Source organism: Flavobacterium olei, assembly GCF_039749035.1.
Lineage (GTDB): Bacteria > Bacteroidota > Bacteroidia > Flavobacteriales > Flavobacteriaceae > Flavobacterium > Flavobacterium olei.
Genome location: NZ_JBDKWC010000006.1, coordinates 339,010 through 353,514, shown reverse-complemented (window position 1 = coordinate 353,514; position 14,505 = coordinate 339,010). Strand labels below are relative to the sequence as shown.

At 35.8% G+C, this 14,505-nt stretch carries 27 protein-coding genes; all 27 read left to right on the top strand.

Annotated features, from left to right (window positions below):
• Positions 1-109 precede the first annotated feature (109 nt).
• The 27 genes from rpsL (at position 110) to ykgO (ending at position 14,503) form a co-directional block, all read left to right on the top strand.
• Positions 110-493: a 30S ribosomal protein S12 gene (gene rpsL, locus ABEB31_RS17615; protein ID WP_007136570.1), complete on the top strand. Its 384-nt coding sequence runs from the start codon at positions 110-112 to the stop codon at positions 491-493.
• Positions 494-515: 22 nt separating this feature from the next.
• Positions 516-992: a 30S ribosomal protein S7 gene (gene rpsG, locus ABEB31_RS17610; protein ID WP_017495022.1), complete on the top strand. Its 477-nt coding sequence runs from the start codon at positions 516-518 to the stop codon at positions 990-992.
• Positions 993-1,002: 10 nt separating this feature from the next.
• The gene (fusA, locus tag ABEB31_RS17605; RefSeq protein WP_347052962.1) at positions 1,003-3,159 is read left to right on the top strand and encodes an elongation factor G; all 2,157 of its coding nucleotides are present in this window, start codon (positions 1,003-1,005) and stop codon (positions 3,157-3,159) included.
• A gap of 11 nt (positions 3,160-3,170) precedes the next feature.
• Positions 3,171-3,476, top strand: coding sequence for a 30S ribosomal protein S10 (gene rpsJ, locus ABEB31_RS17600; protein WP_007803605.1), 306 nt, complete (start codon positions 3,171-3,173; stop codon positions 3,474-3,476).
• A gap of 402 nt (positions 3,477-3,878) precedes the next feature.
• A complete protein-coding gene (rplC, locus tag ABEB31_RS17595) occupies positions 3,879-4,496 on the top strand; it encodes a 50S ribosomal protein L3 (protein ID WP_347052961.1) in 618 nt (205 codons plus the stop codon).
• The gene (gene rplD / locus ABEB31_RS17590; protein WP_347052960.1) at positions 4,496-5,125 is read left to right on the top strand and encodes a 50S ribosomal protein L4; all 630 of its coding nucleotides are present in this window, start codon (positions 4,496-4,498) and stop codon (positions 5,123-5,125) included. The genes rplC and rplD overlap by 1 nt, the downstream gene beginning before the upstream one ends.
• Before the next feature lie 7 nt (positions 5,126-5,132).
• Complete coding sequence (gene rplW / locus ABEB31_RS17585) at positions 5,133-5,423, top strand: 50S ribosomal protein L23 (protein WP_012022489.1); 291 nt, start codon at positions 5,133-5,135, stop codon at positions 5,421-5,423.
• Between the two features lie 9 nt (positions 5,424-5,432).
• Complete coding sequence (gene rplB / locus ABEB31_RS17580) at positions 5,433-6,257, top strand: 50S ribosomal protein L2 (RefSeq protein WP_008464287.1); 825 nt, start codon at positions 5,433-5,435, stop codon at positions 6,255-6,257.
• Positions 6,258-6,263: 6 nt separating this feature from the next.
• The gene (rpsS, locus tag ABEB31_RS17575; RefSeq protein ID WP_008464288.1) at positions 6,264-6,542 is read left to right on the top strand and encodes a 30S ribosomal protein S19; all 279 of its coding nucleotides are present in this window, start codon (positions 6,264-6,266) and stop codon (positions 6,540-6,542) included.
• Between the two features lie 6 nt (positions 6,543-6,548).
• Positions 6,549-6,962, top strand: a complete 414-nt coding sequence (gene rplV / locus ABEB31_RS17570; protein ID WP_007803631.1) for a 50S ribosomal protein L22 — start codon at positions 6,549-6,551, stop codon at positions 6,960-6,962.
• 5 nt (positions 6,963-6,967) lie between these two features.
• Entirely contained in the window at positions 6,968-7,726 is a 759-nt protein-coding gene (gene rpsC / locus ABEB31_RS17565) for a 30S ribosomal protein S3 (protein ID WP_008464292.1), read from the top strand.
• Between the two features lie 19 nt (positions 7,727-7,745).
• Positions 7,746-8,171 (top strand): 50S ribosomal protein L16, encoded by a 426-nt coding sequence (gene rplP / locus ABEB31_RS17560; protein ID WP_008464295.1) that lies wholly within the window; start codon positions 7,746-7,748, stop codon positions 8,169-8,171.
• A 12-nt stretch (positions 8,172-8,183) separates the two neighbouring features.
• Complete coding sequence (rpmC, locus tag ABEB31_RS17555) at positions 8,184-8,375, top strand: 50S ribosomal protein L29 (RefSeq protein ID WP_035682489.1); 192 nt, start codon at positions 8,184-8,186, stop codon at positions 8,373-8,375.
• Positions 8,376-8,392: 17 nt separating this feature from the next.
• Complete coding sequence (rpsQ, locus tag ABEB31_RS17550) at positions 8,393-8,653, top strand: 30S ribosomal protein S17 (RefSeq protein WP_007803646.1); 261 nt, start codon at positions 8,393-8,395, stop codon at positions 8,651-8,653.
• 2 nt (positions 8,654-8,655) lie between these two features.
• Positions 8,656-9,024, top strand: a complete 369-nt coding sequence (gene rplN / locus ABEB31_RS17545) for a 50S ribosomal protein L14 (protein WP_007803649.1) — start codon at positions 8,656-8,658, stop codon at positions 9,022-9,024.
• A gap of 11 nt (positions 9,025-9,035) precedes the next feature.
• A complete protein-coding gene (gene rplX / locus ABEB31_RS17540) occupies positions 9,036-9,350 on the top strand; it encodes a 50S ribosomal protein L24 (RefSeq protein WP_007803650.1) in 315 nt (104 codons plus the stop codon).
• 2 nt (positions 9,351-9,352) lie between these two features.
• Entirely contained in the window at positions 9,353-9,904 is a 552-nt protein-coding gene (rplE, locus tag ABEB31_RS17535; protein ID WP_017495015.1) for a 50S ribosomal protein L5, read from the top strand.
• 3 nt (positions 9,905-9,907) lie between these two features.
• Positions 9,908-10,177 (top strand): 30S ribosomal protein S14, encoded by a 270-nt coding sequence (gene rpsN, locus ABEB31_RS17530; protein ID WP_031456037.1) that lies wholly within the window; start codon positions 9,908-9,910, stop codon positions 10,175-10,177.
• 104 nt (positions 10,178-10,281) lie between these two features.
• Positions 10,282-10,680 carry a 30S ribosomal protein S8 gene (rpsH, locus tag ABEB31_RS17525; RefSeq protein WP_007803657.1) on the top strand — a complete coding sequence of 133 codons (399 nt, stop codon included), beginning with the start codon at positions 10,282-10,284 and terminating at the stop codon, positions 10,678-10,680.
• Between the two features lie 19 nt (positions 10,681-10,699).
• The gene (gene rplF, locus ABEB31_RS17520) at positions 10,700-11,242 is read left to right on the top strand and encodes a 50S ribosomal protein L6 (RefSeq protein WP_347052959.1); all 543 of its coding nucleotides are present in this window, start codon (positions 10,700-10,702) and stop codon (positions 11,240-11,242) included.
• A gap of 11 nt (positions 11,243-11,253) precedes the next feature.
• Positions 11,254-11,604 carry a 50S ribosomal protein L18 gene (gene rplR, locus ABEB31_RS17515; RefSeq protein ID WP_347052958.1) on the top strand — a complete coding sequence of 117 codons (351 nt, stop codon included), beginning with the start codon at positions 11,254-11,256 and terminating at the stop codon, positions 11,602-11,604.
• A 3-nt stretch (positions 11,605-11,607) separates the two neighbouring features.
• Positions 11,608-12,132 (top strand): 30S ribosomal protein S5, encoded by a 525-nt coding sequence (rpsE, locus tag ABEB31_RS17510; protein WP_085949269.1) that lies wholly within the window; start codon positions 11,608-11,610, stop codon positions 12,130-12,132.
• A gap of 12 nt (positions 12,133-12,144) precedes the next feature.
• Complete coding sequence (gene rpmD / locus ABEB31_RS17505) at positions 12,145-12,327, top strand: 50S ribosomal protein L30 (RefSeq protein WP_008464315.1); 183 nt, start codon at positions 12,145-12,147, stop codon at positions 12,325-12,327.
• Positions 12,328-12,338: 11 nt separating this feature from the next.
• Entirely contained in the window at positions 12,339-12,791 is a 453-nt protein-coding gene (rplO, locus tag ABEB31_RS17500; protein WP_017495009.1) for a 50S ribosomal protein L15, read from the top strand.
• Between the two features lie 13 nt (positions 12,792-12,804).
• The gene (gene secY, locus ABEB31_RS17495) at positions 12,805-14,151 is read left to right on the top strand and encodes a preprotein translocase subunit SecY (RefSeq protein WP_347052957.1); all 1,347 of its coding nucleotides are present in this window, start codon (positions 12,805-12,807) and stop codon (positions 14,149-14,151) included.
• A gap of 7 nt (positions 14,152-14,158) precedes the next feature.
• Positions 14,159-14,374, top strand: a complete 216-nt coding sequence (infA, locus tag ABEB31_RS17490) for a translation initiation factor IF-1 (protein ID WP_007136545.1) — start codon at positions 14,159-14,161, stop codon at positions 14,372-14,374.
• 12 nt (positions 14,375-14,386) lie between these two features.
• Positions 14,387-14,503 (top strand): type B 50S ribosomal protein L36, encoded by a 117-nt coding sequence (gene ykgO, locus ABEB31_RS17485; protein WP_002987490.1) that lies wholly within the window; start codon positions 14,387-14,389, stop codon positions 14,501-14,503.
• The last annotated feature ends 2 nt before the right edge of the window (positions 14,504-14,505 follow it).

The window sequence follows — 14,505 nt, the reverse complement described above, 5'->3', positions numbered from 1 at the left end:
GTTGTTGAAAATTAATGATTTAACGTTTGTATACTTAAAAATATTTTATACATTTGCAACCCCGTAAAAAGCGGGAATTTAATAAACATAATAATTTTTAGTATTAATTATGCCAACAATTCAACAATTAGTAAGAACAGGAAGAACTCAGATAACTAAGAAGAGTAAATCGGTTGCTTTAGATTCTTGTCCTCAAAGAAGAGGGGTTTGTACGCGTGTTTACACTACTACACCAAAAAAACCAAACTCTGCAATGCGTAAAGTAGCGCGTGTACGTTTGACAAATGGTAATGAAGTGAATGCTTACATCCCTGGAGAAGGACACAATTTACAAGAGCACTCGATAGTATTAGTTAGAGGTGGAAGGGTAAAAGATTTACCAGGTGTTAGATATCATATCGTTCGTGGAGCGCTTGATACGTCAGGTGTTGCAGGAAGAACGCAGAGAAGATCTAAGTACGGTGCTAAACGCCCAAAAGAAGCAAAAAAGTAATTTAAACTTTTAAGAAAAAGACATGAGAAAAAGAGCGGCAAAGAAAAGACCACTTTTACCAGATCCGAGGTTTAACGACCAATTGGTAACGCGTTTTGTAAACAACTTAATGTGGGACGGTAAGAAATCTACAGCTTTCAAAGTATTTTATGATGCAATTGATATCATCGAATCTAAAAAGCAAAATGATGAGAAAACTTCATTAGAAATCTGGAAAGATGCTTTAACAAACGTTATGCCTCACGTAGAAGTACGTAGTCGTAGAGTAGGTGGAGCTACATTCCAAATTCCAATGCAAATTCGTCCGGATAGAAAAATTTCTATGGCAATGAAGTGGTTAATACTTTATTCAAGAAGAAGAAATGAAAAATCTATGGCACAACGTTTAGCGTCAGAATGTTTAGCTGCGGCTAAAGAAGAAGGTGCTGCGGTTAAGAAAAGAATGGATACTCACAAAATGGCAGAAGCTAACAAAGCATTCTCTCACTTTAGATTTTAATTCGTAAGAAATGGCTAGAGATTTAAAATATACAAGAAATATCGGAATTGCTGCTCACATTGATGCTGGTAAAACAACAACAACAGAGCGTATTCTTTTTTATACTGGAAAGTCACACAAAATTGGTGAGGTGCACGATGGTGCTGCAACAATGGACTGGATGGCACAAGAGCAGGAAAGAGGTATTACAATTACGTCTGCTGCTACAACTTGTACCTGGAATTTTCCAACTGAGCAAGGTAAAGTTTTACCAGAATCATTGCCATACCACTTTAATATTATTGATACTCCTGGACACGTTGACTTTACTGTAGAGGTAAACCGTTCTTTGCGTGTACTTGATGGTTTGGTTTTCTTGTTTAGTGCTGTTGATGGTGTTGAGCCACAGTCAGAAACTAACTGGAGACTTGCAGATCAATATAGAGTTCCTCGTATGGGATTCGTAAATAAAATGGACCGTCAGGGTGCAAACTTCTTAGGGGTATGCGGGCAGGTTAAAGATATGTTGAAATCGAATGCGGTTGCAATTACTTTACCTATTGGTGATGAGGCTGATTTTAAAGGTATCGTTGACTTAGTTAAAAATCAGGCTATTGTATGGCATGACGAAACTCAGGGAGCTACTTTTGATATCGTTGATATCCCTGCTGATATGATAGACGAGGTGAGACAATATCGTTCTATCCTGATTGAAGAAATTGCTACTTACGATGAGAATCTTTTAGATAAGTATATGGAGGATGAGAACTCTATTACTGAAGAAGAGATTAACAACGCTTTAAGAGCTGCTACAATCGACATGGCAATCATTCCTATGCTTGCTGGTTCTTCTTTCAAAAACAAAGGAGTTCAGTTTATGTTAGATGCAGTTTGTAAATATTTACCATCTCCTTTAGATAAAGAAGGTATTGAAGGAATTCATCCTGATGATGCTGATTTATTAGAAGAAGATCAAACTAAAATCTTACGTAAGCCAGATGTAAAAGAGCCGTTTGCTGCTTTGGCATTTAAAATTGCTACTGACCCATTCGTAGGTCGTTTAGCTTTCTTCCGTGCATACTCTGGACGTTTAGATGCTGGTTCATATGTTTTAAATACTCGTTCTGGTAACAAAGAGAGAATCTCTCGTATTTACCAAATGCACGCAAACAAACAAAATCCAATCGAATTTATTGAGGCTGGAGATATTGGAGCTGCTGTAGGATTTAAAGATATCAAAACAGGAGATACATTATGTGATGAAAAGAATCCAATTATCTTGGAGTCTATGAAATTTCCTGATCCTGTAATTGGTATCGCTATTGAGCCTAAAACTAAAGCTGACGTAGATAAAATGGGTATGGCTTTGGCTAAATTGGCTGAAGAGGATCCAACATTTACAGTTAGAACAGATGAGGCTTCAGGTCAGACTATTATCTCTGGTATGGGTGAGCTTCACTTAGATATCTTGGTTGATAGAATGAAACGTGAATTCAAAGTTGAAGTAAACCAAGGTGAGCCTCAGGTTGAGTACAAAGAAGCGTTTACAAGATCTGCAACACACAGAGAGACTTACAAGAAACAATCTGGAGGTCGTGGTAAATTCGGTGATATCGTATTTACAATTGAGCCTGCTGATGAAGTTGATGGTAAAGTTCCGGTTGGATTACAGTTTATCAATGCTGTAAAAGGTGGTAACGTTCCTAAAGAATATATCCCTGCTGTTGAAAAAGGATTTAGAGAAGCTATGAAAACTGGTCCTTTAGCAGGATATGCTGTAGACAGTTTAAAAGTGACTTTAACTGATGGATCTTTCCACCCTGTGGATTCTGATGCATTATCTTTTGAGTTAGCTGCAAGAATGGGTTATAAAGAATCTGGTCGCGCTGCTGGTGCTGTTATTTTGGAGCCAATCATGAAAATCGAAGTTATTACTCCAGAAGAAAACATGGGTGATATCGTAGGTGACTTGAACCGTCGTAGAGGTCAGGTTAATGATATGGGTGACAGAAATGGAGCTAAAACTATCAAAGCTGATGTGCCATTATCTGAAATGTTTGGTTATGTTACTACATTAAGAACATTGTCTTCAGGTAGAGCTACTTCAACAATGGAGTTTTCTCACTATGCAGAAACGCCTTCTAATATTTCAGAAGCGGTAATTAAAAAAGCAAAAGGTAACGCTTAATTCTTAAGAAAATGAGTCAAAAAATCAGAATAAAACTAAAATCTTACGATCACATGTTGGTAGATAAATCTGCTGAAAAGATCGTAAAAACAGTAAAAACTACTGGAGCAGTTGTAACAGGTCCAATTCCGTTGCCAACTCACAAAAAACTTTTCACTGTGTTACGTTCTCCGCACGTTAACAAAAAAGCGAGAGAGCAATTTGAAGTAATGTCATACAAGAGATTGATTGATATTTATTCATCTTCATCTAAAACTATTGATGCTTTAATGAAACTTGAATTGCCAAGTGGTGTTGAAGTGGAGATTAAAGTATAATTTTATTATATTTTTTAATAAAAAAAGCGAGGCAGAAATGTCTCGCTTTTTCGTTGTTCGCTGTTTTTTTTATTTGATGACTTTAGCTTTTTCTGATTTTTTTAAAAATTGTGCTCAACAATAAAAACTCCTTTGTTTTAGCGTGTTAACAAGGTTTTTGTTTGAATTTTTTTTTGTTGATGTGGATGATTTGATGGGTTTAAGTTAAGGAGTACATTTTGATTTTAAAATAATTAACATGGGTATAAAGTTTGATTTGAAGCTTTGATTTTGATAATGAGCAATTTAATTTTTGTAACTGTTTGGTATATTCAATTTTAATATCTACTTTTGCACTCCCTGTTTGGAAATTTCTGTTATTTTCAAATTGAAGGGAATTTTAGTAATTAATAATTAATATTTATGTCTGGGTTAATTGGTAAAAAAATCGGCATGACTAGTATTTTCGACGAAAACGGGAAAAACATTCCTTGTACAGTAATCGAGGCTGGGCCGTGTGTTGTTACCCAAGTCAGAACCAAAGGTGTTGACGGGTACGAAGCGTTGCAACTTGGTTTCGATGACAAAAACGAGAAACATTCTACTAAAGCTGCTTTAGGGCACTTTAAAAAAGCTGGAACTGTTGCTAAGAAAAAAGTCGTTGAATTCCAAGATTTCGCAACTGAACAAAAATTAGGAGATCTTATTGATGTTTCTATTTTTGCTGAAGGAGAATTTGTAGATGTACAAGGTGTGTCTAAAGGTAAAGGTTTCCAAGGTGTTGTAAAGCGTCACGGTTTTGGTGGTGTTGGTCAGGCAACTCATGGTCAGCATAACCGTTTAAGAGCACCAGGTTCTGTGGGAGCTTCTTCTTATCCATCTAGAGTATTCAAAGGAATGCGTATGGCTGGAAGAATGGGAGGAGAAAATGTAAAAGTTCAAAACCTTAGAGTTTTAAAAGTAGTTGCTGAGAAGAACCTACTTGTTATTAAAGGATGTGTTCCTGGACATAAAAACTCTTACGTAATCATTCAGAAGTAATGGAAGTAAAAGTATTAGATTTCAACGGAAAAGATACTGGAAGAAAAGTTCAACTTTCTGATTCAGTATTCGCAATTGAACCAAATAATCACGCAGTATATCTTGATGTAAAGCAATATCTTGCTAATCAAAGACAAGGTACTCATAAAGCTAAAGAAAGAGCTGAAGTGACCGGTAGTACTCGTAAGATTAAAAAACAAAAAGGAACTGGTACAGCTCGTGCGGGAAGTATCAAAAATCCATTGTTTAAAGGTGGTGGAACAATTTTCGGACCAAGACCAAGAAGTTATTCATTCAAATTGAATAAAGGCTTGAAAAGATTGGCAAGAAAATCTGCTTTCTCAATCAAAGCAAAAGAGTCGAATATCATCGTTCTTGAAGACTTTAATTTTGAAGCGCCAAACACTAAAAATTTCATTAACGTTTTGAAAGCTTTAGGGTTAGAAAATAAAAAATCTCTATTTGTGTTGGGTGAGTCAAATAAAAATGTATATTTGTCGTCACGCAATTTGAAGGCTTCTAGCGTCGTAAATAGCTCAGAATTAAGCACTTACGCAATATTAAACGCTAATAATTTAGTGCTTTTAGAAGGTTCTTTGGAGTTAATTGAAGAAAATTTAAGTAAATAATAGGAATATGAGCATCATTATCAGACCTATAGTAACGGAAAAAGTAACCAAAGAAAGTGAAGTTCTAAACCGCTTCGGATTCGTTGTTGACAAAAAAGCAAACAAAGTTCAAATTAAGAAAGCTGTTGAAGCTGCTTATGGAGTAACTATCGTTTCAGTTAACACGATGAACGTAAGACCGGATAGATCTACTAAATACACTAAAAGTGGTTTAATCAGTGGAAAGACAAATGCAATTAAAAAAGCAATTGTTCAAGTACAAGAAGGAGAAACAATTGATTTTTACAACAATATCTAAGATAGAAAAATGTCAGTAAGAAAATTAAAACCTATTACCCCAGGTCAGCGATTTAGAGTTGTGAATGGTTATGACGCTATTACAACTGATAAGCCGGAACGCTCTTTGATAGCGCCGATAAAAAACTCTGGAGGTAGAAATAGTCAAGGAAAGATGACCATGCGTTATACGGGTGGTGGTCACAAGCAGAGATATCGTATTATTGATTTCAAAAGAACTAAAGATGGAATTCCAGCTACAGTGAAATCAATTGAATACGATCCAAATCGTACTGCATTTATTGCTTTATTAGCTTACGCTGATGGAGAGAAAACTTATATTATCGCTCAAAACGGATTGAAAGTTGGTCAGAAATTAGTTTCTGGTCCGGAATCTCAGCCAGAGATTGGTAATACATTGCCTTTAAGCAGAATTCCTTTAGGAACTGTTATTTCTTGTATTGAGTTACGTCCGGGACAAGGAGCAGTTATTGCTCGTTCTGCTGGAACTTTTGCTCAATTGATGGCAAGAGATGGAAAATATGCTACAATTAAAATGCCTTCAGGTGAAACAAGATTAATCTTGCTAACTTGTTCTGCTACAATTGGAGCTGTTTCTAATTCAGACCACCAATTAGTTGTATCTGGTAAAGCAGGTAGAACAAGATGGTTAGGAAGAAGACCGAGAACAAGACCGGTAGCGATGAACCCTGTTGATCACCCTATGGGAGGTGGTGAAGGACGTTCTTCTGGTGGACATCCACGTTCAAGAAACGGATTGCCAGCTAAAGGTTATAGAACTCGTTCTAAGAAAAACCCGAGTAACAAGTATATCGTAGAACGTAGAAAGAAATAATAAGATATGGCACGTTCATTAAAAAAAGGACCTTTTGTTCACTATAAATTAGATAAAAAAGTTCAGGAAAACGTAGAGAGTGGTAAAAATGCAGTTGTAAAGACTTGGTCTAGAGCTTCAATGATTACTCCGGATTTCGTTGGACAAACTATCGCAGTTCATAACGGTCGTCAATTTGTACCAGTTTACGTAACAGAAAACATGGTAGGTCACAAATTAGGAGAATTTTCACCAACTAGATCTTTTAGAGGTCATGCTGGAGCAAAAAATAAAGGTAAAAAATAAGAAGCAATGGGAGTTCGTAAAAGAGAAACAGCAGATGCGAGAAAAGAGGCTAATAAGTCTATTGCTTTCGCAAAATTGAATAACTGCCCTACTTCACCTAGAAAAATGCGCTTAGTAGCGGACTTGGTAAGAGGTCAGAAGGTAGAAAGAGCACTTAACATTTTAAGATTCAGTTCTAAAGAAGCTTCAAGAAAATTAGAGAAACTATTATTATCTGCAATCAACAACTGGGAGCAAAAAAATAGTGAAGGTAATTTAGAAGAAGCTGGATTATTTGTTAAAGAGATCAGAGTAGATGGTGGAATGATGTTAAAAAGACTTCGTCCAGCTCCACAAGGTCGTGCACACAGAATAAGAAAACGTTCTAACCACGTAACAATCGTGCTTGGAGCTATCAATAACACACAAAGCAATTCTTAAGCAGCATGGGACAAAAGACAAATCCAATTGGAAATAGACTTGGTATCATCAGAGGATGGGACTCAAACTGGTATGGTGGAAATGATTACGGTGATAAATTAGCCGAAGATCACAAAATCAGAAAGTATATCCATGCTCGTTTATCAAAAGCTAGTGTATCTAAAGTAATCATCGAGAGAACTTTGAAACTTGTAACCGTTACTATCACTACTGCCAGACCTGGTATCATTATCGGAAAAGGTGGACAAGAGGTAGACAAGTTAAAAGAAGAACTTAAGAAAGTTACTGACAAAGAGGTTCAAATCAACATCTTTGAAATTAAAAGACCTGAATTAGATGCTTATCTTGTGGCGACAAGCATCGCACGTCAGATCGAAAGCCGTATTTCTTACAGACGTGCAATCAAAATGGCTATTGCTGCTTCTATGCGTATGAACGCAGAAGGTATCAAAGTTTTGATTTCTGGTCGTTTGAATGGAGCTGAGATGGCGCGTTCAGAAGGTTTCAAAGAAGGTAGAATTCCTCTATCAACTTTCAGAGCTGACATTGATTATGCACTTGCTGAAGCTCATACTACTTACGGTAGAATGGGGATCAAAGTGTGGATCATGAAAGGTGAAGTTTACGGTAAGAGAGAGCTTTCTCCACTTGCTGGAATGGACAAAAAACAATCTGGTACAGGTGGTGGAAAAGGTGGAGACGCTCCTAGAGGCAAATCTAACTTTAACAAAGGCGGAAAACCAGACGCTCGTAAAAGAAAGTAAATTTTTAAACTAAAGAAAAATGTTACAGCCTAAAAGAACAAAATACCGTAAGGTACAAAAAGGTAGAATGAAAGGTAACTCTCAAAGAGGGCACGAGCTTTCAAATGGAATGTTTGGAATTAAATCTGTACATGAAGATGGAATGTTCTTAACTTCTCGTCAAATCGAGGCTGCGCGTATCGCTGCAACTCGTTATATGAAGAGAGAAGGACAATTATGGATTAAAATATTTCCAGACAAACCTATTACTAAGAAGCCTCTTGAAGTACGTATGGGTAAAGGTAAAGGAGCAGTTGAGTATTGGGCTGCTGTTGTTAAACCAGGAAGAATTATGTTTGAAGTTGGAGGAGTTCCATTGTCAGTTGCAAAAGAGGCTTTACGTCTTGCAGCGCAAAAACTTCCGGTAAAAACTAAATTCGTCGTTGCTAGAGATTTCGAAGCATAATTTATATTTATTATGAAACAATCAGAAATAAAAGATCTTTCTGCAGCGGAGTTGCAAGAAAAGCTTAGTCAAACTAAGAAAGTATATGCTGACCTAAAAATGGCTCACGCTGTCTCTCCAATTGCAAACCCACTTCAAATTAGAAGTGTAAGAAGAACCGTTGCGAGATTAGCTACAGAGTTAACTAAAAGAGAGTTACAATAATTGTATTCTGCTGAAAGATGGAAGAAAAAAGAAATTTAAGAAAAGAAAGAATAGGTGTTGTTACTTCAAATAAAATGGATAAGTCTATTGTTATTGCTGAAGTAAGAAAAGTAAAACACCCATTATACGGTAAGTTCGTGTTGAAAACTAAGAAATACGTTGCACACGACGAAACAAACGACTGTAACATTGGAGATACTGTAAGAATTAGCGAAACGCGTCCTTTAAGTAAAACAAAATGTTGGAGATTAGTTGAAATCTTAGAAAGAGCTAAATAATTATGGTACAACAAGAATCAAGACTAAAAGTAGCAGATAACACGGGAGCTAAAGAAGTTTTAACTATTCGTGTTTTAGGAGGTACTAAAAGAAGATATGCCTCTGTTGGTGATAAGATTGTAGTTTCTATCAAAGATGCAACTCCAAACGGAAACGTTAAAAAAGGAGCTGTTTCAACTGCAGTGGTTGTACGTACCAAAAAAGAAGTGAGAAGAGCTGATGGTTCTTATATCCGTTTCGATGACAATGCATGTGTTCTTTTGAATGCTGCAGGTGAAATGAGAGGAACTCGTGTTTTTGGTCCGGTAGCAAGAGAACTTCGTGAAAAACAATTCATGAAAATTGTATCATTAGCACCAGAAGTGCTTTAATTCGTTTTAAGATGATAAAGCTAAAAATAAAATCAGGAGATATCGTAAGAGTAATTGCCGGAGACCATAAAGGTGCTGAAGGTAAAGTTTTACGTGTTTACCGTGAGAAAAATAAAGCGATAGTTGAAGGTGTAAACATGGTTTCAAAACATACAAAACCAAGTGCTAAAAACCCTCAAGGTGGTATCGTTAAGAAAGAAGCTTCTATACAAATATCTAACATTTCACTAATTGATCCTAAAACTAAGGAAACAACTAGAGTTGGTATTAGAGTAGAAGGAGATAAGAAAGTAAGATTTTCAAAAAAATCTAATCAAGTACTATAGTAATGGCATATACACCTAGACTAAAAGAAGAATATAAGAGTAGAGTTATCTCTGCTCTTAAAGAGGAATTCGGATATACAAACGTAATGCAAGTTCCAAAATTGGAAAAAATCGTTTTGAGCCGTGGAGTTGGTGCAGCTGTATCTGATAAAAAACTTATTGACTATGCAGTTGATGAGTTAACAAAGATCACTGGACAAAAAGCAGTATCTACAATTTCAAAGAAAGACGTTGCGTCTTTCAAATTGAGAAAAGGGATGCCGATTGGAGCAAAAGTTACTTTACGCGGAGAGAGAATGTATGAGTTTTTAGATAGACTTATTACTTCTGCTTTACCGCGCGTTAGAGATTTTAGTGGTATCAAAGCTACAGGTTTCGACGGAAGAGGTAATTACAATCTTGGAGTTTTAGAGCAAATCATTTTCCCTGAAATTGATATTGACAAAGTAAACAAAATTTCAGGAATGGATATTACTTTTGTTACTACAGCAAAAACAGACAAAGAGGCAAAGTCATTATTGGCTGAATTAGGTTTACCTTTTAAAAAGAATTAAGACATGGCTAAAGAATCAATGAAAGCCCGTGAGGTGAAAAGAGAGAAAACGGTAGCTAAGTACGCTGAAAAAAGAAAAGCTTTATTAGAAGCTGGAGATTATGAAGGCCTACAAAAATTACCTAAAAATGCTTCGCCAGTTCGTTTGCACAATCGTTGTAAATTAACAGGTAGACCAAGAGGTTATATCCGTCAATTCGGTATTTCACGTGTAACTTTCCGTGAGATGGCTAATAATGGACTAATTCCTGGAGTAAAAAAAGCATCTTGGTAATCTGGCAAAAAGTTATTACTTTTGCAAACCAAAAAATAATTTTAATTGATTAAAGGTTCGGGAGACGGGTGTCTCCCGAAAACCATAATCGCAATCAAATACATATGTATACAGATCCTATTGCAGATTATTTGACTAGAGTTCGTAACGCTGTGGCTGCAAACCACAAAGTTGTTGAAATTCCGGCTTCTAATCTAAAAAAAGAGATAACTAAGATCTTATTTGATCAAGGTTACATCTTAAGTTACAAATTTGAGGACAACACTGTTCAGGGTTCAATCAAAATTGCTTTAAAGTATGATAAAGATACTAAAGAGCCTGTAATCAAAGATATCCAAAGAATTAGTAAACCTGGTTTACGTAAGTACGCAGGTGCTGCCAAATTACCTAGAATCCTTAACGGATTAGGAATTGCTATTGTTTCTACATCAAAAGGTTTGATGACTGGAAAACAAGCTAAGCAATTAAATGTAGGTGGTGAAGTAATTTGTTACGTATACTAATTTAAAACACTAGATAAAGATGTCAAGAATAGGTAAAAGCCCAATTGTAATCACTGCTGGTGTAACTGTAGAAGTTAAAGACGGTATTATTACAGTAAAAGGAAAAAAAGGTCAACTTACTCAGGAGTTTTCGGACGTAACTGTAAAAGTTGAAGGCGATCAGGTTTTAGTAGAAAGATCGTCTGATCATAAGGACCAAAGAGCAAAACACGGATTATACAGATCTTTAATCAATAATATGATTGTTGGTGTATCTGAAGGTTTTACTAAGGAGCTAGAATTAGTTGGAGTTGGTTACAGAGCTTCAAACCAAGGTCAAAAGTTAGATTTAGCTCTTGGATATTCTCACAATATTGTTTTAGAAGTTGCTCCAGAAGTAAGTTTAGAAACAATATCTGAAAAAGGAAAGAACCCTATCGTAAAATTAACATCATTTGACAAACAACTTTTAGGACAAGTTGCTGCGAAAATCAGAGGTTTCCGTAAGCCTGAGCCATATAAAGGAAAAGGTGTTAAATTTGTGGGTGAAGTATTAAGAAGAAAAGCAGGTAAATCAGCTTAAAAAATAAGATTATGTCATTAACAAAATCTGATAGAAGACAGAGAATTAAATACAGAATTAGAAAAGCTATTAGTGGTTCTGCTGCTAGACCTAGACTTTCTGTTTTTAGAAGTAACAAAGAAATTTACGCTCAAATTATTGATGATGTAAATGGAGTTACTATATTAGCTGCATCTTCAAGAGAAAAAGAAATAGGAAAAGGTACTAACGTTGAAGTAGCTGCTGCTGTTGGAAAACTAGTTGCGGAGAAAGCGTTAAAAGCTGGGATTGATACCATCACTTTTGACAGAGGTGGATATTTGTATCACGGTCGTATTAAATCATTAGCAGAAGGCGCAAGAGCGGCTGGACTTAAATTCTAATATATTATGTCTAAATACAAAAATGTAGAATTGGTAAAACCTAGTGGTCTTGAACTTAAAGATCGTCTGGTAAGTGTTAATCGTGTTACTAAGGTTACAAAAGGGGGTAGAGCTTTTGGTTTTTCTGCTATTGTAGTTGTAGGTGATGAAAACGGAGTAGTTGGTCATGGATTAGGAAAATCTAAAGACGTTTCTGAAGCAATTGCGAAAGCAGTGGAAGATGCTAAGAAAAATCTAGTTAGAATTCCTTTGAACGGACAATCTGTTCCTCACGAACAAAAAGGTAAATTTGGTGGTGCACGTGTATTCTTAATTCCTGCGTCTCATGGTACAGGAGTTATTGCTGGTGGAGCTGTTCGTTCGGTTCTTGAATCAGTAGGTATTCACGATGTATTATCTAAATCTCAGGGATCATCAAACCCACATAACGTAGTTAAAGCAACTTTTGATGCTTTATTGCAAATGAGAAGCGCTCACACTGTCGCAAAACAAAGAGGTGTTTCTTTAGAGAAAGTTTTTAAAGGTTAATTCAAGGAAATTATGGCTAAATTATTAGTAAAACAAGTAAGAAGCAAAATCAACTGTCCGCTTTCTCAAAAAAGAGGATTGGAAGCTTTAGGTCTACGTAAAATTGGACAAGTTGTGGAGCATGAGTCAAATCCTGCTATCCTTGGGATGATAAACAAAGTTAAACACTTAGTTTCTGTAGAAGAAGCTAAATAACAAATACTGTTATGAATTTAAGTAACTTACAACCTGCTGAAGGATCTACACACAATCAAAATAAAAGATTAGGTAGAGGAGAAGGTTCTGGAAAAGGTGGTACTTCTGCAAGAGGTCACAAAGGAGCAAAATCTCGTTCTGGTTATTCTAAAAAGATTGGATTTGAAGGAGGGCAGATGCCACTTCAAAGACGTGTGCCTAAGTTTGGTTTCACAAACATCAATCGTAAAGAATACGAAGGTGTTAATTTAGATACGCTTCAATTGTTAGTAGACAATGGTGTAATTACTGATTCTGTTTCTATGACAGATTTCGTAGCTAACCGTCTTGCTACCAAAAATGAAATCGTTAAGATTTTAGGTAGAGGCGAATTGAAAGCAAAATTAAAAGTAACTGCCCACAAATTTACTGCTACTGCAAAAGCTGCTATTGAAGCTGCTGGTGGAGAAGCTGTAACTATATAACTTATCTATTAAGATGAAGAAATTTATTGAATCAATAAGTAATGTTTGGAAAATCGAAGAACTAAAGAATAGAATCTTAATTACATTAGGACTACTTTTAGTATATCGTTTTGGAGCACACGTTACGCTTCCTGGAATTGACGCAACGCAATTGACTGGATTAGCGGGACAAACTAAAAATGGTCTGGGATCTATCCTGGACATGTTCACCGGGGGTGCTTTCTCTAAAGCTTCAGTTTTTGCTTTAGGTATCATGCCTTATATTTCTGCGTCTATTGTTGTTCAGTTGATGGGGATTGCGATTCCATATTTACAAAAACTTCAAAATGATGGAGAAAGTGGTAGAAAAAAGATTAATCAAATCACTCGTTGGTTGACAATCGCTATCACATTGGTTCAAGGTCCAACATATATCTATAATCTATACAGAACACTGCCTAGTAATGCATTTTTGCTAGGCTTTAATTCTCCTGAATTTTTGTTCTCATCTGTAATCATCTTGGTAACTGGTACAATTTTTGCTATGTGGCTAGGTGAAAAAATTACGGATAAAGGTATTGGAAACGGTATTTCATTGTTAATTATGGTAGGTATCTTAGCGCGTTTACCGCAAGCTTTTATACAAGAGTTTACTACGAGAGTTACCAATAACAATGGAGGTCCAATGTTATTAGTTATTGAAATTATTGTGTGGCTGTTAGTTATCATTGCTTGTGTATTGCTTACTATGGCAGTACGCAGAATCCCGGTTCAATACGCTCGTCGTACTACAACTGGTGATTACGAGCAGGATTTAGCAGGAGGTAATAGACAATGGATTCCTCTAAAGCTTAATGCTTCCGGAGTAATGCCAATCATTTTTGCTCAGGCAATTATGTTTATTCCTGCAGCTGTAGCTGGGCTATCTAAATCAGATACATCACAATCGATTGTTGGAGCATTTAGTAATATGTTCGGATTTTGGTATAATTTTGTTTTTGCAACTTTAATTATTGTATTTACATTCTTTTATACTGCAATCACTGTACCTACAAACAAAATGGCTGATGATTTAAAAAGAAGCGGTGGTTTTATTCCAGGTGTTAGGCCGGGAGCAGAAACTTCTGATTTCCTAGATAAAGTGATGTCTTTAATAACTTTCCCAGGATCTTTATTCCTTGCTTTGATTGCTGTGTTCCCAGCTATTGTTGTAAGTATTATGGATGTACAACAATCTTGGGCAATGTTTTTTGGAGGTACCTCTTTAATAATTATGGTTGGTGTTGCAATAGATACTATTCAACAAATCAATTCATACTTGTTAAACAAACATTATGATGGTTTAATGAAGACTGGTAAAAATAGAAAAGCGGTAGCTTAATATATTTATGGCAAAACAATCAGCAATAGAACAAGACGGATCAATCATTGAAGCATTATCAAATGCGATGTTCCGTGTAGAGTTAGAAAATGGACATATAGTAATTGCTCATATTTCTGGAAAAATGCGAATGCATTACATCAAATTATTACCTGGTGATAAAGTGAAACTAGAAATGAGTCCTTACGATTTGTCAAAAGCAAGAATTACTTATCGATATTAAAGGATATTCAATATGAAAGTTAGAGCATCAGTAAAAAAGAGAAGCGCCGAGTGTATTATCGTGCGTAGAAAAGGGAGATTGTACGTAATAAACAAAAAGAATCCTAGATTTAAACAAAGACAAGGATAATT